The organism is Micromonospora sp. ATA51 (assembly GCF_016802855.1).
Taxonomy (GTDB): Bacteria; Actinomycetota; Actinomycetes; order Mycobacteriales; family Micromonosporaceae; genus Micromonospora; species Micromonospora sicca.
Genome location: NZ_JAEVHJ010000100.1, coordinates 1 through 21002, shown reverse-complemented (window position 1 = coordinate 21002; position 21002 = coordinate 1). Strand labels below are relative to the sequence as shown.

Here is a 21002-nt window from a genome sequence, read left to right as displayed (position 1 = left end):
GCGCCTCGTGGGTGAATTCCACGATGTCGCCGGGCCCGTCGGGCAGCTCCCGCTGCACACCGTCGAGCGGCCCGCCGTGCAGATGCGCCAGTGAAGCCTCCGTGCCCCACAGCGCCTCCCCGTCGTCCTGCTCTTCATGGCGGTGGGGCGCTGTCAGGTGCTTGCTGGTGGCCGACATCCGCCGGTTCTTCGCGGCGTTGCGGTGAAGACGCCGAGGGGCGTCGGTCGACTCGACCGACGCCCCTCGCGGACCGGGAACCAGCGGCTCAGCCGAAGCGGCCGGTGATGTAGTCCTCGGTCTTCTTCACGCTCGGGTTGCTGAAGATCTTCTGGGTGTTGTCGTACTCGATCAGCCGGCCCGGGTCACCGGTCTTCTCGATGGAGAAGAAGGCGGTCCGGTCCGACACCCGGGCGGCCTGCTGCATGTTGTGCGTGACGATGACGATGGTGAACTTGTCCTTGAGCTGGAACATCAGGTCCTCGATGGCCAGCGTCGAGATGGGGTCCAGCGCCGAGCAGGGCTCGTCCATCAGCACCACCTGGGGCTCGACGGCGATGGTGCGGGCGATGCAGAGCCGCTGCTGCTGACCGCCGGACAGGCCGGCGCCCGGCTTGCCGAGCCGGTCCTTGACCTCGTCCCAGAGGTTCGCCGAGCGGAGCGCCTTCTCGGCCGCCTCCTCCAGGATCGACTTCCTGCGGATGCCGTTGAGCCGCAGGCCGGCCACCACGTTCTCGAAGATGCTCATGGTGGGGAACGGGTTCGGCCGCTGGAAGACCATGCCGATCATCCGGCGGACCGCGGTGACGTCCACGTCCCGGTCGTAGATGTCCTGGTCGTCGATCGTCAGGCTGCCCTCGACCCGGGCGCCGGGGAGCACCTCGTGCATCCGGTTGATGGACCGCAGGAAGGTGGACTTGCCGCAGCCGGACGGGCCGATCAGGGCGGTGACCGTCTTCGGTTCGACGGTCAGGTTGATGTTCTCGATCGCCTTGAAGGCGCCGTAGTACGCGGTGACGTTGGTGGCTTCGATGCGCTTGGCCATGATGGCGGTACCTCCGGGGTTCATCGGCCGAGCCGGTTGCGACGGGCCAGCAACTTCGCCGCGATGGTCAGGACGAGTACGAGGGCGACCAGGGTCAGCGCCGCGGTCCACGCCCGCGCCGGCGAGTACTTCGAGGCCTCGCCGGCCTGCTGGTAGACGAAGAGAGCCAGCGACGACTGGTTGTTCTCGAACGGGTTGAAGTTGATCGCCGCGCCGCCGCCGGCGACGAGCAGTACCGGGGCGGTCTCACCGGCGGCCCGCGCGATGGCGAGCATGATGCCGGTGACGATGCCCGGCAGCGCGGTCGGCAGAACAACCCGCAGGATGGTCTTCCACTTCGGCACGCCGAGGGCGTACGCGCCCTCCCGCAGCGGCGCCGGGACGAGGCGGAGCATCTCCTCGGTGGAGCGCACCACGGTCGGGAGCATCAGCACGCTCAGGGCCAGCGCCGCGGCGAAGCCGGAGAATCCCGGCCGCCCGTCGTTGAACCACGGCGAAACGATCAGCACCCAGAACGCCAGCACGAAGAGGCCGGTGACGATGGACGGGATGCCGGTCATCACGTCGACGAAGAACCGGATGGCGAAGGCGAACCTGCCCCGGCCGTACTCGACGATGTAGATCGCGCAGAGCACCCCGAGCGGGACGGTGATCAGGGTCGCGATGCCGACCTGCTCCAGCGTGCCGATGATGGCGTGGTAGGCGCCGCCGTTCGCGTCCCGGGCCCCGATGTTGTTCATCGAGGTGCCGAAGAAGTTCCCGTCGAGCCGTTCGACGCCCTTGCTGACCAGGGTCCAGACCACCGAGGCCAGCGGCAGCACCGCCAGCACGAAGGCCGAGTGGATCAGCGCGCTCCAGGTGCGGTTGCGGGCCGCCCGCCGCCCCTCGACCGCGTTCGCGGCGGTGAAGAGCCCGGCCAGGTAGAACAGCGCGCCGAGGACCACCACCAGGACGGGGCCGCCGATGCCGAGGCCGTAGACGACCCCGGCGGCGACCAGCAGGGCCGCGACGGCGATGGCGGGCGCGGCGTACCTCGGCAGCCGCTTGGCCCGCAGCGTGGCCGGCTGCGCCGGCGGCCGCGGGCGGTGGGTGGTGACAGTCGTTGTCATGCGGCCGACTCCGTGAACTCGCGGCGGCGGTAGATGATCGCCCGGGCGGTGATGTTGACGATCAGCGTGATCGCGAAGAGCACCAGGCCGGAGGCGATCAGCGCGCCCCGACCGGTGTCGTTCGCCTCGGCGAACCGGTTCGCGATGTTCGCGGCGATGGTGTTGCCGCCGCTTTGCAGGACGTTGAACGAGATGGCGTAGGTGGAGCCGAGGGTCAGCGCCAGCGCGATGGTCTCGCCGAGCGCGCGACCCAGGCCGAGCATCACCGCGGCGATGATGCCCGGGCGCCCGTACGGCAGCACGGCGGTGCGCAGCATCTCCCAGCGGGTGGCGCCCAGCGCGAGGGCGGCCTCCTCGTTCGCGGTCGGGGTCTGCAGGAACACCTCGCGGGAGAGCGAGGTGATGATCGGCAGCACCATGATCGCCAGCACCAGGGAGCCGAGCAGGATCGAGTTCCCGTACGGGCCGTCGCCGAAGATCGGGATCCAGCTGAAGTACTTGTTCAGCCAGGTCGACAGGTCCGTGATCGGTCCGACGAGGTAGTCCCGGCCCCACAGGCCGAAGACCACGCTGGGCACGGCGGCCAGCAGGTCGATCACGAAGCCGAGGCCGGTGCCGATCCGGCGCGGGGCGTAGTGCGTGAGGTAGAGGGCGATGCCCAGCGCGACCGGCACCGCGACGAGCAGCGCCAGCAGCGCGGTGAGCACGGTGCCGAAGGCGAGCGCGCCGATGCCGAACTTGGGCGGGTTGTCGTTCGGGAACCAGCCCTCGAAGGTCCAGAAGTCCTCGGTGTTCGCCCGCAGAGCCGGCACGGCCTTGGCGATCAGGAAGACCGCGATCGCCGCGATGATGACCAGCACGGCGGCGCCGGCGGCGAGGGTGAGGCCGCGGAAGGCCCGTTCCGCGCCGAAGGCCCGGGCCTTGGGCAGGCCACCGCCGCCGCCCAGTCCGTTCCCGATCGGGGTACGAGGGTTGCCTGAGGTCTCGGCCACACGCGCCGAGGCACCGGCGGGCCAGTCGTGACCGGAGGTCACGCGGGTCCCGCCGGTGCCGGCGTGTGCCGAGCGGTGAGGGGTTTCACCCATCTGCTCGCTCGCTTCGAATTGAGGAGGTGGTGTTGCTCGGAGGAGGTCAGGAGAGGTTCTTGACCGCGGCCTCGACCTTGGTGCGGACCGAGTCCGGCAGCGGGGCGTAGCCCAGCTCGACCAGGTCGGCCTGACCCTCGGCGCTGGCGGCGTGGCTCAGCAGGCCCTTGACCAGCGGCAGCTTGTCGGCGGCCAGGCCCTTGCTGCAGACGATCTCGTAGGTCGCCAGGACGATCGGGTAGGCCCCGGCCTCCTTGGTGTTGTAGTCGATCGACATCTTCAGGTCGTCGCCCTGGCCCTCGAACTTGGCCCCGGCGATGGTCTTGCCGGCCGACTCGGCGGTGAGCTCGGCCCACTCGCCGGCGCCGTTCTGCACCTTGGCCTTCTTCAGGCCGCCGTTCTCGGCGTACGACCACTCGACGTAGCTGATGGTGCCGTCGGTGCCCTTGACCTTGCTGGCGACACCGTCGGACTTGGCGGCGCCCACGCCACCCGGGGCCTTCCACGCCTTGGCGTTGCCGAAGGTCCAGTCCGCCTCGGCGGTCTTGGCGAGGTACTTGGTGAAGTTGTCGGTCGTGCCCGACTCGTCGGAGCGGTGCACCGCCTGGATCGCGGTGGCCGGCAGCTTGGCGTCCGGGTTGTCGGCCTTGATGGCCGCGTCGTCCCACTTGGTCACCGTGCCGGCGAAGATCTTCGCCAGGGTGGCCGGCTTGAGCTGGAGGTTGTCCACGCCGCTGACGTTGTAGACGACGGCCACCGGGCCGATCACCATCGGCAGGTTGAGCGCCTGGCCGCCCGCGCACTTGGCGTCGGCCTGCGGCTGCTCCTCCGGCTTGAGGGCCGAGTCGGAGCCGGCGAAGTCGGCGGTGCCGGCGATGAAGGCCTGGATGCCCGCGCCGGAGCCGGTGGGCTCGTAGTTGATCGTGGTGCCGGCGCACTTCTGCTGGTACGCCTTGATCCACTCGGCCATCGCGTTCTTCTGCGCGGAGGAGCCCTGCGCGTTCAGCGTGCCCTTGCCGCAGTCGACCGCGGCCGCGGAGCCGGAGGCGGAGGTGCCGGTCGGCTCGTTGTTGTCCGAGCCGCAAGCGCTGAGACCGAGCACCGCAGTGAGAGCGAGGCAGGCAATGGCGCCGTGCCGCTGGAGCTTCACCTGAGGGGTTTCCCTTCACGTCTTTGGTCAGTCGCCCGGACGAGGCCGGGGGCCGGCGCTGACCGGCTGACCTGAAAGTTAGAAGTGCCAGGTGGACGGTTCGCCGGTCGGAAGTGAACGGAAGATGAACAGGTCCGTCCGACGGGGTGACCGTGGGCTGAGTGGGGGTTGTCCGTTAAGTGAACTCGCGGCCCACTATCGCTATTAATGCTATTTATCAGGACAGCCGTTACCGGGCCGAGCCCACCCCGTGACACCATCGTGACCGATCTTCCGGACGCGACGGTCGCCCGGAGGGCCGGGGTGGGGAGTCAGCCGAGCTGGTAGTTGACGTGGCCGGACCAGCGGGCGAAGCCGAGCCGCTCGTAGAGCGCCATCGCCCCCGCGTTCGACTCGTCGACGTAGAGCATCACCCGGTCCAGGCCCCGCCGGTCCCGCAGGTACGCGAGCCCGGCGGTGGTCAGCGCCTTGCCGAGGCCGCCGCCGTGCGCGGACGGGTCGACCCCGAGCACGTAGACCTCCCCGGTCCGGGCGGACCCGGGGCGCTCGTGCACTTTGGTCCAGTGGAAGCCGAGCAGCCGGCCGGTGGCGGACTGCACGGCGAGCAGGAAGCCGGCCGGGTCGAACCACGGCTCGGCGAGGCGTACCCGCAGGTCGGCCGGGGTCCAGCCGCCCTGCTCCGGGTGCGCGGCGAAGGCCAGGTTGTTGAGCGCCAGCCATGCCTCGTCGTCCACGCCCGGCTGGAAGGCGCGCAGCTCCACCCCGTCGGGCAGGCGTACCTCCGGCAGTGCGGCGGTGAGCGGCCGGCGGAGCTGCCAGAGCACCCGGGCGCGGGTGAAGCCCAGGTCGACCGCGAGCGCGGCGGCGGACGGATGGTCGCCGTGCGCCCACGCGCGCAGTGGACCGGACGCCGCGGCCAGCACACCCCGGGCCAGCGTCCGGCCGGTGCCGCGCCGCCGGTACGTGGGGTGCACCACCAGCTCCACCCCGATGCCGCCGGTGGCGTCGGTGGTGTCCAGGTGGGCGTAGCCGGTGAGCGTCCCGTCGGCGGCCCGGGCGGTGAGGTGCACCGCGGGCGCCTCCGGGTCCCGCAGCCGGCGCAGCACGTGCTCGTCGAGCGGGTCCGCGCCGTCGGCGTCCCCGGCCGTGCGGGCCAGCGCCAGCACCTCGGCCACCTCGACCGGCGCCAGCCGGTCGGCGCGGGCGACACGGTCGGCGGTCGGCGCGGTGCTGCTCATCCCGTCACCGTAGCGGCCCGCGCCCGGCCGCCCGCGCCGGACGCGGGGACCGGCAGCGCGACTCCCGTCACGTGGTGCCGGTGGGCAGCGCCTCCAGTTGGAACCGGCTCATCAGCTCGGGCAGGAGGTACCGCAGCGCCGCCACGGTGCCGGCACGGTCCCCGCCGGCGTCGTGCATCAGCACGATCGCGCCGGGCGCGGTCTGGGTCAGCACCGTGGCGGTGATCTTCGCGACGCCGGGCACGGTCCAGTCGGCCGGGTCGACCGCCCAGTGCAGCGGCGCCATGCCCAGCTCCCCGCAGACCGACGCCACCCGGTAGGTCCAGGCCCCGCCGGGCTGCCGGTAGTACGCGATCGGCGCGCCGGGCACCGCGGCCCGGATCGCCTCGTTGGTGCGGAGCAGGTCGGCCCGGATCTCGTCGGGCGGGCGCGTGCCCAGGTCGATGTCGTGGTTCCACGAGTGGTTGCAGAGGGTGTGGCCCTCGGCCACGATCTGCTGGACCAGGTCCGGGTGGCTCTCCACGTTCTCGCCCACCACGCAGAAGGTGGCCTTGACGTTGTACTCCCGCAGGAGCGCGAGCACCTCGGGGGTGTACAGCGGGTCCGGCCCGTCGTCGAAGGTGAGCGCCACCCGGGAGGAGCCGGTGGAGACCAGGCTGCCGAAGGGCCCCTCGCCGCCGTCGGCGGAGGGCCGGCGGTCCTCCCGAGTGGGGCTCGCCGAGGGGGCCTCCGGGGAGTCGGCCGGGCTCGGCGGCTGGTCGCCGTAGCGCGGGCTGTTGACGCTCGCCGTCACGCCGGTGCCGTGTCCCGGCTGGTCGGGGAGGAGGCTGCGGCCCAGCGCGTACGCCGAGCCGAGCAGCGCGGCCGCCACCAGCGTCACGACCCCGGTGGCCCGCAGCGTCGACCGGGGCATCAGAAGCCCCGGCTGTTCGGATCGGGGCCCGGTCCTGTCGTCGCCCCCGTGATGATCACGCCCACCGTCGCCCCCTTTGTGTCGACCCGGCAGTCAGCCTAAAACTGGGCAGGTCGGGCAGAACGGGCGAACGTAAAATGGGCCCCTAAGGGGGTGTATTGGTCGAACAGCCGGTCAGACCGACAGCGGGGCGGGCTCCGACTCGGGCAACGAACGGGACGGCGGGACGACGAACTTGTAGCCGACCTGGCGGACGGTCCCGATCATCGACTCGTACTCCGAGCCGAGCTTGGCGCGCAACCGCCGGACGTGCACGTCGACCGTACGGGTGCCGCCGAAGTAGTCGTAGCCCCAGACCTCGCGCAGCAGCTGGTCCCGGGTGAACACCCGGCCCGGGTGCTGGGCCAGGAACTTCAGCAGCTCGAACTCCTTGTAGGTGAGGTCGAGCGGGCGGCCCTTGAGCTTCGCCGCGTAGGTGTCGGGGTCGATGGTCAGCTCGCCGGCCCGGATCGAGCCGCCGGCCCCCGCCGTCGCGTTGCTGATCCGGCCCACCGCGAGCCGCAGCCGGGCCTCCACCTCGGCCGGCCGGCCCCGGCCAGGATGACGTCGTCCACGCCCCAGTCGGCGTTGAGCGCGATCAGGCCGGCCTCGGTGACCACCGCGACCAGCGGCACGCCGAGCCCGGTGGCGTGCAGCATCCGGCAGGTGGCCCGGGCCTCGCTCAGCTCGGCGCGGGCGTCCACCAGGACCGCGTCCGGGCTGGGCCCGCTGACCAGCGTGCGGACGTCGCGGGGCGCGGTGCGGACCGAGTGCGGCAGCAGGTCGAGTGCCGGCAGCACCGCCGATGGCTCACCTGCGCGCGCGGTCACCAGCAGCAGGAGCTCCACACGATCACCTCCGTCCCGGCGGCCCTTCGACCGCGCGCGAACAGCGGCACGCCCGACCGGGGTGGCGCTGAGAACTTGCGTGGGTCCCGGCGTCGCTGACGGGCGGGTAACGGCTTGAGCGTAACCGATCGCCCCGGCTTCACCTCCGTGCCCTTTCCGCTTTGTCTGATCTGCCCCTGATCGCGGCGCAGGTTTTAACGTTGCCGAAACCGTGACCTACGCCGGGGCGGCCCGGTCTGGCACGATCGGGGCGTGTTTCCCTCCACCTCGCCCGAGACCGGCCGCGACCCCTGGGCCGGCGGCGCCCGTCCGGCGCCGGCCGACCCCTCCCGTGGCTACCCGCCGGGCCCGCGTACCGGCCCGGCCGCCGACGAGGGCGGGGAGCGGCGGGAGCGGAGTGGTCCCCGCCGGCTCCGCAAGGGCGGCCCGGCCCGGCGGCCCGACGACGAGCCCGCCGACGACACCGCCGAGGAGGAGGTGGAGCCGGTCGCGGTACGCCGACCGCTCGCGCTCACCGTCGCCGGGTTCGCCGCACTGCTCGGCGTGGGCCTGGTGCTCGGCGCGCAGACCGCCGGGCCCGGGCACCGGCTGCCGTTCGCGTTCATCATCTTCGGCGTCCAACTGCTCTTCGTGCTGGCCTGGACGATGGCCATGCGGCCGCCCGCGCTGCTGCTGGTCGCCCTGGTCAGCGCCGGTGTCGCCGCCGCGGCCGACACCGCCGCCGTGCAGTCGGAGATCGCCGGCCTGGCCCCCCTCGGGTACGCGGCGGTCGGCGGCTTCGTCCTCGGCGTGCTCGGTCAGCTCGTCCGCCGGGTCGACCGGGTCCGGGTGACCGACTCGCTCGGCGGCACGCTGCTCATCGTGGTCGGCGTGGTCGCGTTCGGGACCCTGATCGTGCTGAGCCGGATCCCGGCCGGCACCCAGGCCATCACCGTCTGCCTGACCGCGACCGGCGCCGCGCTCACCGTGGCCCGGCTGACCGACGCGGTGGCGCCCTGGCCGCGGCTCGCCCCCCAGGTGCCCCGGGGTGCGGCCGGCGTGGTCGTCGGCGCGATGGTCGGCACCCTGGTCAGCGCGGTGCTCGGCAGCTACCTGGTCGGCTTCACCCCGACCAGCGCCGCCCTGATCGGCCTGGTCACCGCGGCCACCGCGGTGCTGGCCGACCTCGCCGTCGGGTACGCGGAGGCGGGCCGGCTGATGGCCGGCGAGGCGCCGACCATGTGGGTGGCCCGGCACATGCAGGGCCCGCTCGGCGGTTTCGCGCTGGCCGCGCCCGCCGCGTACGCCATGTGCGTGCTCTTCCTCTGAGCCGGCGATTGAGCGATCCAGCCATCGGGTACTACCGGTGCGCCGCACCGCGGCGACCGACAGCGAACACAGGAGGCGGCGTGTCACAGGCCGAGGCGGCGTACGAGGAACGGCCCCGGCGGCGCGGGCGCAAGGTGCTGATCGGGTTCGTCGTCCTGCTACTGGTCCTGGCCGGGCTGCTGGTGGTCGCCGACCGGGTGGCGGCCGGCGTGGCCGAGCGGGCCATCGCCGACCAGGTGAAGCAGGAGGTCGCCAAGCAGGACGCGCAGTCCGCCGCGCCGCAGGTCCAGGTCGGCGGCTTCCCGTTCCTGACCCAGGTGCTGGCCGGGAAGTACGAGCACATCTCGATCGTGCTGACCGACGTGCAGGGTCCGGTGCGGGGCGACACGGTCAGCGTGCCGCGACTCGACGTGGACGCCCGCGACGTGCGGGCCTCGCTGGACACCATCCGTTCCGGTCAGGGCGAGGTGGTCGCCGAGCGCGTGGACGGTCGCGGCACCATCACCTACGACAGCCTGGCCAAGCTGCTCGACCGGCCCGGGCTGACCCTCGGGGAGCAGCGCGGCAAGCTGGCCGTCACCGCTCCGGTCGACATCCTCGGCGTCAAGCTCACCGTCGTCGGCACCGCCGACGTGACCGTCAGGGACAACAAGGTGGCGCTGCGCTTCAACAACCTGAACGCCGAGGGGCTGCCCAACGTGCCGCTGGCCCGGACGCTGCTGGCCAACTACGCCAAGGGCATCTCGGTCGACGTGCCCTTGCCCGAGCTGCCGTTCCAGCTCAACGTCCGCACGGTCGAGCCGAAGCCGGAGGGGCTGACGGTGACCGCCGACGCGCGGGACGTACCCATCAACTCGGCCGGCTGACCGGCCACGCCGCGCCCACCACCGCCCGGGAGCGGCGTCCCGGATGCTGGTCGGTCCGGTGGCGCCCCGAGGGCCGGCTGGTAGGCTGCCTGCTCATGGGGACACTCCTCACCAAACGGCGCGCGGTCGACCTGTGCCGCGTGGCCACCTGCCTGTGTCGCCCCGTCATCTGACGGCGGGGCTGTCCTCGGCCGCCTAGCGGCCACCGGCACGCAGGGTCCGCGTACCCTCCGGTGCCCCCCTGATCGCCCGGCAGCGGCGCCGTCGCACGAACCCGTGATCCCGTTCCTAGCTCTGGGTCCCGCGCGTGGTGCGACAATCATCGACTTCGACCTCCGCGCGCTGGCTCACCATCCATCCTCACCAGGGAGTGATCTGATGAGTCGCGACACCGCACTCGTCTCGGCCGAGTGGGCCGAGAAGAACATCGACGCCCCGGGCGTCGTCTTCGTCGAGGTCGACGAGGACACCTCGGCCTACGACACCGGCCACATCGCCGGCGCGATCAAGCTCGACTGGCGCACCGACCTCCAGGACCCGGTCCGCCGGGACTTCCTCGACAAGGCCCAGTTCGAGACGCTGCTCTCCGAGCGCGGCATCGCCAACGACGACGCCGTGATCCTGTACGGCGGCAACAACAACTGGTTCGCCGCGTACGCGTACTGGTACTTCAAGCTCTACGGGCACCGCGACGTGAAGCTGCTCGACGGCGGCCGCAAGAAGTGGGAGCTGGACGCCCGCCCGCTGGTCACCGACAAGGTCGAGCGCCCGGCGACGCAGTACGTCGCGCAGGAGCCCGACCGCTCGATCCGCGCCTTCCGGGACGAGGTGGTCGACGCCATCGGCACCAAGAACCTGGTCGACGTGCGCAGCCCCGACGAGTACGCCGGCCGGCTGCTCGCCCCCGCCCACCTGCCGCAGGAGCAGGCGCAGCGGGCGGGCCACGTGCCCACCGCGATCAGCGTGCCGTGGTCCAAGGCGGCCAACGAGGACGGCACCTTCAAGTCCGACGACGAGCTGCGCAGGATCTACGCCGCCGCCGGCCTGGACGACAGCAAGGAGACGATCGCGTACTGCCGGATCGGCGAGCGCTCCTCGCACTCCTGGTTCGTGCTCCAGGAGCTGCTCGGGCACCGGAACGTGAAGAACTACGACGGCTCCTGGACCGAGTACGGTTCGCTGATCGGCGTGCCGATCGCGCTCGGCGACGAGCCCGGGGAGGCCTGATTTCCATGACCGCTCCCACCGCCGCCGGTTGCGCGGCTCCCGACCAGGCCGCGCCGCTGCCGGCCAGCCTGGACCTGGAGAAGGAAACCGTCATCACCGGCCAGGTGCTGGCCGAGTCCGGCGAGGTCGTGCCGGGCGCGTACGTCCGGCTGCTCGACTCCACCGGTGAGTTCACCGCCGAGGTGGTCACCTCCCCGGCCGGCCAGTTCCGGTTCTTCGCGGCGCCGGGCAGCTGGACCCTGCGGGCGCTCTCCCGGCACGGCAACGGCGACACCGCCGTTACCGCCACCCGCGGGATCAACGAGGTGACCGTCACGGTCGCCGCCTGACCCACGCTCTGATCGGCCCACGGGGCCGCTCGCCCCGGCCCGGGGTGACCGGCCCCGTCGGCCGTCCCGCCGGGGCCCGGTCCCGTGACCGGGGTGGTCGTACCTGTGCACGGGCTGGCGCCGGGGGCGGGCCGCCGCGTGACACCATGGCCCGGTGAGTGGTGCTGTCCAGGCCGGGTACGCCCCGCCGACCGGTCCCGACCAGCCGGCCCCCGGCCGGCGGCGGCTGCGCTGGCTGCCGGCCGCGACCGTGGCGTGGGCGGTGCTGCTCGCCGTGCTGACCTGGATCTCCGTCCGCGACGACCCGCCGACCGTGCGCGAGCAGCGCAGCCTGGCCGAGGCCGGGCCGGTGGTCGACCGGGCGGTGGGTGAGCTGCTGGCGGCGGCGGGCGACGGCGGCGCGGCCTGGCTCGTGCCGGACGTGCTCCGGCGGGGCTGCCGGGTCACCCCGTTCGCGGACGGCGCCGCGCTGACCCGCGGGGTGGAGGTGCTCCTCGCCGACGACGACGCGCGCGGGCTGCTCCAGCGGGTGGCCGACCGGCTGCCGGCGGACTGGCGGGCCGGGGTCCGGGTGACCGACGAGGGGCCGGTGCTGCGCGCCGACGCCGGTGAGTTCGTCGCCGTGGAGGGTCGCTCCACCGGGTCGGGCCGGGTCCGGCTCACCGCCGAGACCGGCTGCCGACCGGTGGGCGCCGGCTACCGCGCCCCCACCGCCGACGGCGGGTCGGAGGCGGCCATGGTCACCGAGCTGCTGGGTGGTTTCGGCGGCGCGGCGGGCCCGGTGGAGGTCTCCGCCGCGCCCTGCCCGGACGGCGCGACGGCCCGGACGGCCACGGCCGTCTCGGCGCCGGACCGGCCCGACCGGCCGACGCTGCCGGGCGCGCTGTCGCGGTTCAGCGACGGCACCCTGCAGGTCCGCGCCACCACCGAGCTGTACGCCTACCGGTCGAGCCGCACGGTGGTGGCCGAACGCGTCGACGGGCGGGTCCGGCTGACCGTCGCCGCGATCTGCCGCCGCTGACCGCGGCCCCTCCGGGTCAGTGGCCCCGGGTGTCGTCGTGCGGGCTACGGCTGCGGCCCAGGGCGTCCACGCGGCCCCAGCGACCGGGGATGTCGAGCAACTCCACCCGGCCCATCCCCTCGGGGACGGCGGGGTCGATGATCAGGTGTTCGCCCTGCGGTTCGAGGCCCAGCATCACCCGGAGCAGCAGCAGCGGGGTCCCGGCCGACCAGGCTTGCGGACTGCACGCGGTCGGGTACTGCACCGGATAATCGGTGAGGTCCCGCTCGTAGCCGGCGAACGCCTCCGGCAGCCGGCCGTCGAAGAACCGGGACGCGCTCACTACCGACTCGCAGATCCGGCCGGCCTCCTCGCGGAAGCCGTACTTCCACAGCCCCCAGGCGATGATCGAGTTGTCGAACGGCCACACCGTGCCGACGTGGTAGCCGATCGGGTTGTACCGCCCCTGGTCGTCGGCGAGGGTCCGCACCCCCCATCCGGAGAAGAGCCGGGGCCCGAGCAGGTGCTCGGCGACTGACACGGCCCGGGACTCGTCGACGATCCCGCTCCACAGCAGGTGTCCGATGTTGGAGGAGAGGGCGTCGATGTGCCGCCCCTCCGGGTCCAGGGCGAGCGCGTAGTACCCGCGCTCCGGGATCCAGAAGTCTCGGTTGAACCGCTTCTTCAGCTCCGCGGCCTCCCGCTCCAACCGGTCGGCGTACGCCGGGTCGTTCCAGATCCTCCGGGCCATCCGGGCGCCGCGGAGCTTCGCGTCGTAGGCGTACCCCTGAAGCTCGCAGGTGGCGCGGGGGAACGCGGGCAGCCGGCCGTCGCGGTAGGAGACCGAGTCCCAGGAGTCCTTCCAGCACTGGTTCTGCAGGCCGGTCTCCGGGTTGCGGGTCATGTACCAGACGTACCCGGTGCCGAGCAGGTCGCCGTAGGTGTCGATCCAGTTCAGTGCCGCCCGGGCCTGGGACTCGAGTTTACGGACCAGGCCGGCGTCCCCGGTCCACCGCTCGTACTCGTCGAGCAGGATGACGAAGAGCGGGGTGGAGTCGGCCGAGCCGTAGTAGGGGGAGTGCGGCTGCTCCTCGAAACCGGCCGTTTCGCCGTACCGGAGCTCGTGCAGGATCTTGCCCGGTTCCTCGTCCCGGAAGTCGTCCAACCGGCTGCCCTGGAGCCCGGCCAGCATCAGCAGGGTGGGCGGGACCAGTGCCGGCAGGAACGGCAGCAACTGCAACGAGGTGAACAGGCTGTCCCGGCCGAAGAGGGTCATGAACCAGGGCAGGCCGGCGGCGAGCAGGCGTACGCCGAGCGTGATCGACTCGTACCGGAGCGCGGCGAGGTCGTTCAGGCTGCGCCGGTACGCCCCCGCGAGCGACTGGCAGTCGCAGCCGAGCTTCGGCGCCCGGTCGATCAGGTCGTTCTGCTCGGCGTGGATGTCCGCGGCCCCGCGGCGACCGCCGAGCGGCAGGGTGGCCCGGATGTCCTCGCCGCGGGCGCCGTAGATGTTGGTGGCGACGTGCAGCCGGGTGGTCCACTCGCCGTGCCGGCCGACCCGGATCCGGAAGGTCATGCCCCGGTCGTCGATCTCGCCGCGGGCGGAGGTGCTGATCACCACCTCCCGGTGGAACCCCTCCCGGCGGTAGCTGAGCCGGAGCTCGTTGTCGCCGACCGTCGGGCTGGTGCGCCCCTTCTTCTGCCGCTCGTGCTTGATCTCGAAGAGGTCGGCGAAGTCGGCGCCCATGTCGAGCCGGAGGGCGAACTCGACCTCCCGCTCCGAGTGGTTGAGCACGGTCAGCTCCTCGGCGAAGCTCCCGCCGATCGAGCGGCTGCGGATCACCGAGACCTTGGCGTCGAGGTAGTGCGTCGGCTCGCCCGGCACCAGGAAGAACCGGGTCCGGTACGACTGGGCGTCGTCGATGGACAGGGCGTGCAGCCGCTGCCCGTCGAGGGTGAGCAGCCAGGTGGAGAGGAACCGGGTGTCGAAGGAGAAGAGCCCGGTGGGAAAGTCGAAGGACGGCTCGATGTCCCCCTGCCGGTCGCAGACCAGGAAGGTGTTGCCGTCGAGGATGCTGACCCGCTCCTTCATGCCGGCCGTCCGGCCTGCTCGCGGGCGGTCTGTCGGGGGTCGCGGGTGCCGGGCGGGTCGGGGAAGAAGCGCCGGAAGGCGAGGAAGAGCAGCACCTGGCCGCTGAACGTGCACTCGTTGCGCAGCACCGAGGCGATGCCCTGGGCGCGCCCGGTGACCAGCCGCTCGAAGAGGCCGGCGCTGCTGGTCCAGACGGCGTCGGCCGGTCCATGCTCGTGCCTGACCCGGACGGAGCCGGGGGCCAGCTCGATCAGCCAGTGGTCGGTGCGGTTGCCGGTGGTCAGGTCGATCCGAAGGGTTCCGGCAATCGGACTGCGCAGCACCGCCGGGGCGCGCGCCGGCAGTGACGCGAAGAACTGTTCGATCGCCTCGCCCACATCCGAATCGTAGGCAGTGACCCGACATGTCGGGTCACTATCGGTACTCCGCCCGAAAAGGACATGCCAGGCGGAGCTGGCCGGCCGGCGTCAGTAGACGAGGGCCTGGGCGCCCTCGGCCATCGCCTCCTCGACGAAGACCGCCGCCCCGGCGATGCGCACGCCGGGGATGACGTCGCCGGGACCGATGTCCCGGCGGGCCGCGCACTGGGTGCAGGCCGTCACCTTCCCGGTGGCCAGGATCACGTGCAGCAGCTCGGCCAGCGGCGCGGAGTGCGGCAACTCGAACTCCTGTGCCTTCCCGGGCAGCGCGAACCAGGTGGACTCGCCGGTCAGCCAGAGCGACACGTCGACCCCGGCGGCTGCCGCCGTGGCGGCGACCGTGAATGCCTGCGCGCACCGCTCCGGGGCGTCCGCGCCGGCGGTGGCCTTGACGACGAGAGTGCGGGCCATGGGGCCAGCATAGGATGGCCGGGATGGTCACCGAGATCGGGTTCGTCAGCCTGCTGGTCGCCGGCCTGGGCGCGCTCGCCGGTGGCCTGGTCTACCTTGCCGTACGCATGTCGAGAGGTAACTGGTGAGCGCGAGGAGTGAGCCGGGTTTGCGAGCCCCGCAGTCACGAACGGAGACGGTTCAGTGAGTGAGAACCCGCTGCAGCCGCCGTGGCTGAACGCGCCGCCGGTCGACCCGTACCCGTACGAGGAGAGCCACGACCTGCGCGTCGGCCCCAAGCTGCACCCGAGCCTGGACGGCCTGCTGCCGTACATCGGGGTGTGGCGCGGTCGCGGGCGCGGCGGTTTCCCCACCATCGAGGACTTCGACTTCGCGCAGGAGATCCGGATCAGCCATGACGGCCGGCCGTTCCTGTTCTACGAGTCGCGGGCGTGGATCCTCGACGAGCAGAGCCGCCCGGTGCGCCCGGCCGGCCGTGAGGTCGGCTGGTGGCGTCCGGTGCTGGACGGCGAGCGGGTCACCGACGAGCTGGAAGCCCTGATGACCACGCCGACCGGCGTGATGGAGCTGCACATCGGCAAGCGCAAGGGCACCCAGATCGAGTTCGCCACCGACGCGGTGGTCCGCACGGCGACGGCCAAGGAGGTCACCGCCGGCGCCCGCCTGTTCGGCATCGTCGAGGGCGCGCTGCTCTACGCCCAGGAGATGGCCGCCATGGGCCACGCCCTCAGCCCGCACCTGTCCGCCCGCCTCGTCCGGGTGGCCGGCTGACCCGAGCCGTCACGGGACGGGGAAGGCCAGCAGGTTCCGGAGCGCGGCGGTCCGCTCGGAGCGGGGCACGGGCGTGCCGTGCAGCGCGGTCACCTCGGCGAGGCCGCGCAGGGACGAGGTGAGCCAGACCCCGCCGGCCCGCCGCAGCTCCGGGACGGTGACCATCCGTTCCCCGGGGGTGAGGCCCAGCTCGCCGGCGTGGTCGAGGAGCCAGCGGGCGGTGACGCCGGGCAGGATGCCGGTGGCCGCGGCCGGCACGGTGCACAGCGTCGAGCCGGCCAGCCAGACCACGTTCGCGCTCGGCCCCTCCAGCACGTACCCGTCGCTGGAGAGCCACAGCACGTCGTCCACCCCGTTGCGGGCCGCCCAGCGGCGGGCCGCGGTGCTCACCCCGTACGAGGTGGACTTGATCCCAGCCGGCAGCCAGCCCAGCGCGGTACGGGCCGCGGCCGGCACCCCGAGGGGGAGGGTGGCCACGGTCACCCCGTCCCGCCGGGCCTGCTTCGCCGCCGCCGGGATCTCGCCGAGGGTGGCCCAGACGGTCGGCGGCCCGCCGCCCTCCGGGCCCCGGGTGCAGACCAGCCGCAGCGCCCCCTCCACCTCGGCCGGCCAGCCCGCGCGTACCGCGTCCAGCAGCTCGACCAGGACGCCCTCGGGCGGCAGCGACAGGTCGACGGCCGCCGCGCCGGCCCGCAGCCGGGCCAGGTGGGCGTCGAGCAGCCAGGGCCGTCCGTCGCGCAGGTGCATCGTCTCGAAGAGCCCGTCGCCGTGCAGCGCGCCCCGGTCGTCGCCGCGCAGCACCGGCTCCCCGGCCGGTACGACGCCCCGCCCGAGCACGGCCACCCGCGATGCCACCACGACCGCCGAGCCTAGTGGCGTACGACATCGGCGGCCGGTCGGGCGCGGCGGCCGAACTATGATCGGACGGTGTCCGAATCCTCCCTCGCGGAACTGCTCCGCTCCCGCGGGCTGCGGCTGACGGCGCAGCGGCAGCTGGTGCTCCAGGCGGTGCTGGAGCTGGGGCACGCCACGCCGGAGCAGGTGCACACGGCGGTCCGGGAGGTCGCCGCCGGGGTCAACATCACCACCATCTACCGCACACTCGAGCTGCTGGAACGGCTCGGTCTGGTGACCCACACCCACCTTTCGCACGGCTCGCCGACCTATCACGCGGCCGGCGAGCACCAGCACGTCCACCTGGTCTGCCGGGAGTGCGGCGCGATCGACGAGATCGATCCGGAGCTGCTCCGCCCGCTCGCCGACCAGTTGGCCGCCCAGCGGGGATTCCAGGTCGACATCGGGCACGTGGCGCTCTTCGGCGTCTGCGGCCACTGCGAGGACGGGGAACAGAAATGATCGACATCGCGGGAGCGGTGGCCGCCGAGGCGATCGACGAGGAGACCCGGGACCAGCCGGAGCCCGCCCACCGGGCGGCCGGTGTGCGGGGCGTTGCCGCCCACTACGGCGACCCGATGCGCGAGCAGCGCACCCTGGCCACCGCCGTCGGCCTGGTCGACCGGTCGCACCGGGGCGTCGTCGCGGTGCCCGGCGCGGAGCGGATCGGGTGGCTGCACACCCTGACGAGCCAGCACCTGGCCACGCTGAGCGCCGGCCAGGGCACCGAGCTGCTGGTGCTCTCCCCGCACGGCCACGTCGAGCAGCACGCCATGGTCGCCGAGGACGGCGAGACCACCTGGCTGGACACCGAGCCGGGCGCCACCGAGGGCCTGCTGTCATACCTGGAGCGGATGCGCTTCTTCAGCAAGGTGGACCCGCGCGACGCCACCGCCGATTACGCGCTGCTCTCGCTGGTCGGGCCGGAGGCCGGCGGTGCGCTGGACACCCTCGGCGTCGCCGGGCTCGCCGAGCCCGACCTGGTCGCGGTGCCGGGCCCGAAGTTCCGCGCCGGCGAGCTGCCACCGCGGCCCACCGTCGTGTACGACGTGAAGCCGCTGCCGATCGGCGGTCTGGCCCGGCGGGTGGCGCTCGGCGTGGACCTGCTGGTGCCCCGGGTGATGATGACCCAGCTGGTGGATGAGCTGCGGGGGGCCGGGGTGCCGGTGGCGGGGCTGTGGGCGTACGAGGCGGTGCGGGTGGCCGCCCGGCGGGCCCGGGTCGGGGTGGACACCGACCACCGGACCATCCCGGCCGAGGTCGGCCTGATCGGTCCGGCCGTCCACCTGGACAAGGGCTGCTACCGGGGCCAGGAGACGGTGGCCCGGGTGCACAACATGGGGAAGCCGCCGCGTCGCCTCGTCCTGCTGCACCTGGACGGGGTGACCACCGACCAGCCCCCGGCCGCCGGCACGCCGGTGACCCTGGACGGCCGGGCGGTCGGTTTCGTCGGCACCGCCGTGCACCACTACGAGCTGGGCCAGGTCGCCCTCGCGGTGCTGAAGCGGAACGTGCCCGACGACGCCCGGCTGCTGGTGGGTGAGACCGCCGCCGCCATCGACCCGGCGTAAGGGTGCCGCACCGACCCCCGTATCGCGGGAAGGTTTCCTTTTCCGCGGGCAGCAATACGCGAATCTTCCTTCACGACGCGCGTCAGCCGTCGACTGGAGGTGGGCGGGCCGTCTAGGATCCCGGCATGACGACAGGGACGTTGATCACGGTTGCCCCCACCGGCGCGGAGTCGGCCAAGGCGGAGGTGCCGGCGCTGCCGGTGACCCTCGACGAGCTGCTGTTGACCGCCAAGGAGTGCGAGGCGCTCGGCGCCGCCGTGATCCACGTCCACATCCGGGACGACGAGGCGAAGCCCACCCTGGACCAGGGGCGGCTGCGGGCGACGGTTTCCGCGCTGCGGGAGAGCACCGACCTGATCGTGCAGCTCTCCTCCGGGGGCGCGGTGACCGACCCGGAGTCGCCCGGCTGGCCGTGCTGGACGCCGGGCCGGACATGGCCTCCTGCACCATGGGCACGGTCAACTTCGGCGACGACGTCTTCCTCAACCGCTGGGAGTTCATCGTCGACCTGCACACCCGGATGCAGGAGAAGGGCATCGTGCCGGAGTACGAGATCTTCGAGCTCGGCCACCTGACCGCCCTCCAGCGGCTGCTCGGCAAGTACGGCCTGCCGCACGGCGGGCACGTGCACGTCGACTTCGTGATGGGCGTGCCGGGCGGGATGCCGGGCACCACCGCGACGCTGGTCGCCGCCCAGCAGATGCTCCGTGACCTGCCGGAGGGGACCACCTTCTCGGCGACCGGCATCGGGCGCAGCACCATCCCGGTCATGCTCGCCTCGCTGTCGACCGGCGGGCACCTGCGGGTCGGCATGGAGGACACCGTGACGTACGCCAAGGGCCGGCCGGTGGAGTCCAACATGCAGCTCGTCGCCCGGGCCGTCGGCTTCGCCCAGCTCGCCCAGCGTCCGCCGCTGACCGCCGCCGAGGCCCGGCAGCTGCTCGGCCTGTAAGCCCGCTCCGGCCCGGCACCCCTGTACGCCGGCGGTCGACGCCGCTGGTCACCCGGGTGCCGGGGCCGCCGGGCCCGTCGGTACCGTCCACCTCGTGGGAAAGACGTACGAGGGCGGCGTGCCGCTCGTCGAGGTGGTCCGGTCCGGCTTCGTGGAGGGGCTGCACCGCGGCTCGGTGGTGGTGCTGGACGCGGCCGGCGCGGTGGTGGCCGGCGCCGGGGACGGGGTCTCCCCGATCTTCCCGCGCTCGTCCAGCAAGCCGATGCAGGCGGTCGGGATGCTCCGCGCCGGCCTGCCGTTGACCGACCCGGCGGACGTGGCGCTGGTCTCGGCCAGCCACGCCGGCGAGGAGTTCCACCTGGAACGGGTCGGCGCGCTGCTCCGCCGCGGCGGGCTCGACGAGACGGCGCTGCACTGCCCGCCCGACCTGCCGGTGGGCGACGCGGCCCGGGAGGCCGTGCTGCGGGCCGGCGGCGGGCCGAGCCGGATCCAGATGAACTGCTCCGGCAAGCACACCGGAATGCTGTTGACCTGCCTGGCGGCCGGCTGGCCGCTGAACGGGTACTGGCGGCCCGACCACCCGTTGCAGCGGCGGTTGACCGCCGCGATCGAGGAGTTCACCGGCGAGGAGGCGGCGGCGGTCGGGGTCGACGGTTGTGGCGCGCCGGTGCTCGCCGTCTCGCTGACCGGGCTGGCCCGGGCGTACCTGCGGCTGGTCTCGGCCGAGCCGGGCACCGTCGAGCGGACCGTGGCCGACGCGATGCGGGCGTTCCCGGAACTGGTGGGCGGCACCCAGGCCGACGACACCCGGCTGATGCGGGGCGTACCCGGCCTCCTGGCCAAGGTCGGCGCCGAGGGCGTCATCGCGGCGGCCGTCCCCGGGATCGGCGCGGTCGCCCTCAAGATCGACGACGGCGCGGCCCGCGCCCGGATGCCCGTGCTGGTCTCCGCGCTGCGCCGGCTCGGCGTCGACGCTCCGGTCCTGACCGAGTACGCCGACGTGCCGCTGCTCGGTGGCGGCCTGCCGGTCGGGGCGGTCCGCGCCGTCTGACCGGTGAACAGCTCGTCGAGGCCGGAGATGCCCGCCTCGGTCGCCGCACGCTTGGCCAGCGTGTTCTTCGCGACCGTGTAGGTGGTCTCCGTGCCGAGCGAGCGCCGCAGCTGGGTGAGCTGGGAAACCGTCAGACCACGGTACTCGGTGAGCACCGCGGCGCCCGCGTTGCGGAAGCTCTCGGTCAGCTCAGCGACGGCCGTGGCCTTGTCGGCCCGGATCGGCTTGTCCGCCATGTCCCTCCTCTCTCGTTGCTCGAGGCTGGTCGCCGTCGACGAGCGGAAGCTCTGCGACGGCGCCGGAGGCATCACGACAACGAGAAAAGCCCCGGCGCAGGGCGCGCGGGGCGAGGGCCGGCCCGATCACCATGGTCGGCGGACCACGGGGAGAACCGATTTTCGCTTGCCGCCCTGCGCGGGTCGCCCGTCATCGCGGGACCTTCGACCGTGCCGGGGCACGGTGACCAGCGGTCTCTGGGTGGAACTACCGGATCAGGCTACGCGACGGGTCCGCGTACCGCCAAATCGCCCCGGGAGTGCGCCCGGTCACCTCAGGCCCGGGAGCGGCGCCGCCAGGCGTAGCCGACCAGCGCCGTAGGCCTCCGCCGGCTGGGCCCGGCCGCCGCCGTAGAGGACGCCGAGGGCGAGCAGGCCGGCCAGCACCGGCGCCCGTCCGGTACGCAGGAA

21 protein-coding genes and 3 pseudogenes are annotated in these 21002 nt (G+C 72.9%); 12 read left to right on the top strand and 12 right to left on the bottom strand.

Going from position 1 to position 21002, the window contains the following annotated elements; genetic code table 11:
* Positions 1-266: 266 nt before the first annotated feature.
* The 7 genes and pseudogenes from pstB to JNW87_RS17330 form a co-directional block, all read right to left on the bottom strand.
* Positions 267-1043: a phosphate ABC transporter ATP-binding protein PstB gene (gene pstB / locus JNW87_RS17360; protein WP_109799705.1), complete on the bottom strand. Its 777-nt coding sequence runs from the start codon at positions 1041-1043 to the stop codon at positions 267-269.
* Positions 1044-1063: 20 nt separating this feature from the next.
* Entirely contained in the window at positions 1064-2152 is a 1089-nt protein-coding gene (gene pstA, locus JNW87_RS17355; protein WP_238454053.1) for a phosphate ABC transporter permease PstA, read from the bottom strand.
* Positions 2149-3237 carry a phosphate ABC transporter permease subunit PstC gene (pstC, locus tag JNW87_RS17350; RefSeq protein ID WP_238454052.1) on the bottom strand — a complete coding sequence of 363 codons (1089 nt, stop codon included), beginning with the start codon at positions 3235-3237 and terminating at the stop codon, positions 2149-2151. The genes pstA and pstC overlap by 4 nt, the downstream gene beginning before the upstream one ends.
* Before the next feature lie 46 nt (positions 3238-3283).
* Positions 3284-4387: a phosphate ABC transporter substrate-binding protein PstS gene (gene pstS, locus JNW87_RS17345; RefSeq protein ID WP_238454051.1), complete on the bottom strand. Its 1104-nt coding sequence runs from the start codon at positions 4385-4387 to the stop codon at positions 3284-3286.
* Positions 4388-4698: 311 nt separating this feature from the next.
* Positions 4699-5625, bottom strand: coding sequence for a mycothiol synthase (gene mshD, locus JNW87_RS17340; protein WP_238454050.1), 927 nt, complete (start codon positions 5623-5625; stop codon positions 4699-4701).
* 67 nt (positions 5626-5692) lie between these two features.
* The gene (locus tag JNW87_RS17335) at positions 5693-6538 is read right to left on the bottom strand and encodes a polysaccharide deacetylase family protein (protein ID WP_238454049.1); all 846 of its coding nucleotides are present in this window, start codon (positions 6536-6538) and stop codon (positions 5693-5695) included.
* Positions 6539-6712: 174 nt separating this feature from the next.
* Positions 6713-7425: pseudogene (locus JNW87_RS17330) on the bottom strand (winged-helix domain-containing protein).
* Between the two features lie 252 nt (positions 7426-7677).
* On the opposite strand from JNW87_RS17330, the gene JNW87_RS17325 reads away from it, so the two are divergent.
* From JNW87_RS17325 to JNW87_RS17305, 6 genes are all read left to right on the top strand, one after another.
* Positions 7678-8733, top strand: a complete 1056-nt coding sequence (locus JNW87_RS17325; protein ID WP_238454048.1) for a hypothetical protein — start codon at positions 7678-7680, stop codon at positions 8731-8733.
* An 80-nt stretch (positions 8734-8813) separates the two neighbouring features.
* Positions 8814-9599, top strand: coding sequence for a DUF2993 domain-containing protein (locus JNW87_RS17320; protein ID WP_238454047.1), 786 nt, complete (start codon positions 8814-8816; stop codon positions 9597-9599).
* A 95-nt stretch (positions 9600-9694) separates the two neighbouring features.
* Positions 9695-9772 carry an Ms5788A family Cys-rich leader peptide gene (locus tag JNW87_RS41530; protein WP_311202345.1) on the top strand — a complete coding sequence of 26 codons (78 nt, stop codon included), beginning with the start codon at positions 9695-9697 and terminating at the stop codon, positions 9770-9772.
* 205 nt (positions 9773-9977) lie between these two features.
* Complete coding sequence (locus JNW87_RS17315; RefSeq protein WP_238454046.1) at positions 9978-10826, top strand: sulfurtransferase; 849 nt, start codon at positions 9978-9980, stop codon at positions 10824-10826.
* Between the two features lie 5 nt (positions 10827-10831).
* Positions 10832-11155: a DUF1416 domain-containing protein gene (locus JNW87_RS17310; protein WP_109799715.1), complete on the top strand. Its 324-nt coding sequence runs from the start codon at positions 10832-10834 to the stop codon at positions 11153-11155.
* Positions 11156-11309: 154 nt separating this feature from the next.
* Positions 11310-12176, top strand: coding sequence for a hypothetical protein (locus tag JNW87_RS17305; protein WP_238454045.1), 867 nt, complete (start codon positions 11310-11312; stop codon positions 12174-12176).
* Between the two features lie 16 nt (positions 12177-12192).
* On the opposite strand, the gene JNW87_RS17300 is transcribed toward JNW87_RS17305, so the two are convergent.
* From JNW87_RS17300 to JNW87_RS17290, 3 genes are all read right to left on the bottom strand, one after another.
* Positions 12193-14247 carry a glycogen debranching N-terminal domain-containing protein gene (locus JNW87_RS17300; protein ID WP_238454044.1) on the bottom strand — a complete coding sequence of 685 codons (2055 nt, stop codon included), beginning with the start codon at positions 14245-14247 and terminating at the stop codon, positions 12193-12195.
* The gene (locus JNW87_RS17295; RefSeq protein WP_238454043.1) at positions 14244-14624 is read right to left on the bottom strand and encodes an SCP2 sterol-binding domain-containing protein; all 381 of its coding nucleotides are present in this window, start codon (positions 14622-14624) and stop codon (positions 14244-14246) included. Before JNW87_RS17295 ends, JNW87_RS17300 begins: the two co-directional genes overlap by 4 nt.
* A gap of 90 nt (positions 14625-14714) precedes the next feature.
* Positions 14715-15077 carry a DsrE family protein gene (locus tag JNW87_RS17290; RefSeq protein ID WP_109799719.1) on the bottom strand — a complete coding sequence of 121 codons (363 nt, stop codon included), beginning with the start codon at positions 15075-15077 and terminating at the stop codon, positions 14715-14717.
* Between the two features lie 23 nt (positions 15078-15100).
* Here JNW87_RS17290 and mtfM point away from each other — a divergent pair, with 23 nt between their 5' ends.
* Together mtfM and JNW87_RS17285 are read left to right on the top strand one after the other, a co-directional pair.
* Positions 15101-15205 (top strand): small membrane protein MtfM, encoded by a 105-nt coding sequence (mtfM, locus tag JNW87_RS40235; RefSeq protein ID WP_281180942.1) that lies wholly within the window; start codon positions 15101-15103, stop codon positions 15203-15205.
* A 55-nt stretch (positions 15206-15260) separates the two neighbouring features.
* Positions 15261-15848, top strand: a complete 588-nt coding sequence (locus tag JNW87_RS17285; protein ID WP_109799720.1) for an FABP family protein — start codon at positions 15261-15263, stop codon at positions 15846-15848.
* 9 nt (positions 15849-15857) lie between these two features.
* Here the strand turns inward: JNW87_RS17285 and JNW87_RS17280 are convergent, their stop codons facing one another.
* The gene (locus JNW87_RS17280; protein WP_238454042.1) at positions 15858-16706 is read right to left on the bottom strand and encodes an aminotransferase class IV; all 849 of its coding nucleotides are present in this window, start codon (positions 16704-16706) and stop codon (positions 15858-15860) included.
* Positions 16707-16775: 69 nt separating this feature from the next.
* On the opposite strand from JNW87_RS17280, the gene JNW87_RS17275 reads away from it, so the two are divergent.
* From JNW87_RS17275 to JNW87_RS17260, 4 genes and pseudogenes are all read left to right on the top strand, one after another.
* Entirely contained in the window at positions 16776-17204 is a 429-nt protein-coding gene (locus JNW87_RS17275) for a Fur family transcriptional regulator (RefSeq protein ID WP_109799722.1), read from the top strand.
* Positions 17201-18313 carry a folate-binding protein YgfZ gene (locus JNW87_RS17270; protein WP_238454041.1) on the top strand — a complete coding sequence of 371 codons (1113 nt, stop codon included), beginning with the start codon at positions 17201-17203 and terminating at the stop codon, positions 18311-18313. Before JNW87_RS17275 ends, JNW87_RS17270 begins: the two co-directional genes overlap by 4 nt.
* 125 nt (positions 18314-18438) lie before the next feature.
* Positions 18439-19265, top strand: a pseudogene (locus tag JNW87_RS17265) (3-keto-5-aminohexanoate cleavage protein).
* A gap of 94 nt (positions 19266-19359) precedes the next feature.
* Entirely contained in the window at positions 19360-20316 is a 957-nt protein-coding gene (locus JNW87_RS17260; protein ID WP_238454040.1) for an asparaginase, read from the top strand.
* On the opposite strand, the pseudogene rplJ reads toward JNW87_RS17260, so the two are convergent.
* A pseudogene (gene rplJ / locus JNW87_RS17255) lies at positions 20289-20552 on the bottom strand (50S ribosomal protein L10); the annotation flags it as partial. The gene JNW87_RS17260 and the pseudogene rplJ sit on opposite strands and share 28 nt — an antisense overlap.
* Positions 20553-21002 lie beyond the last annotated feature (450 nt).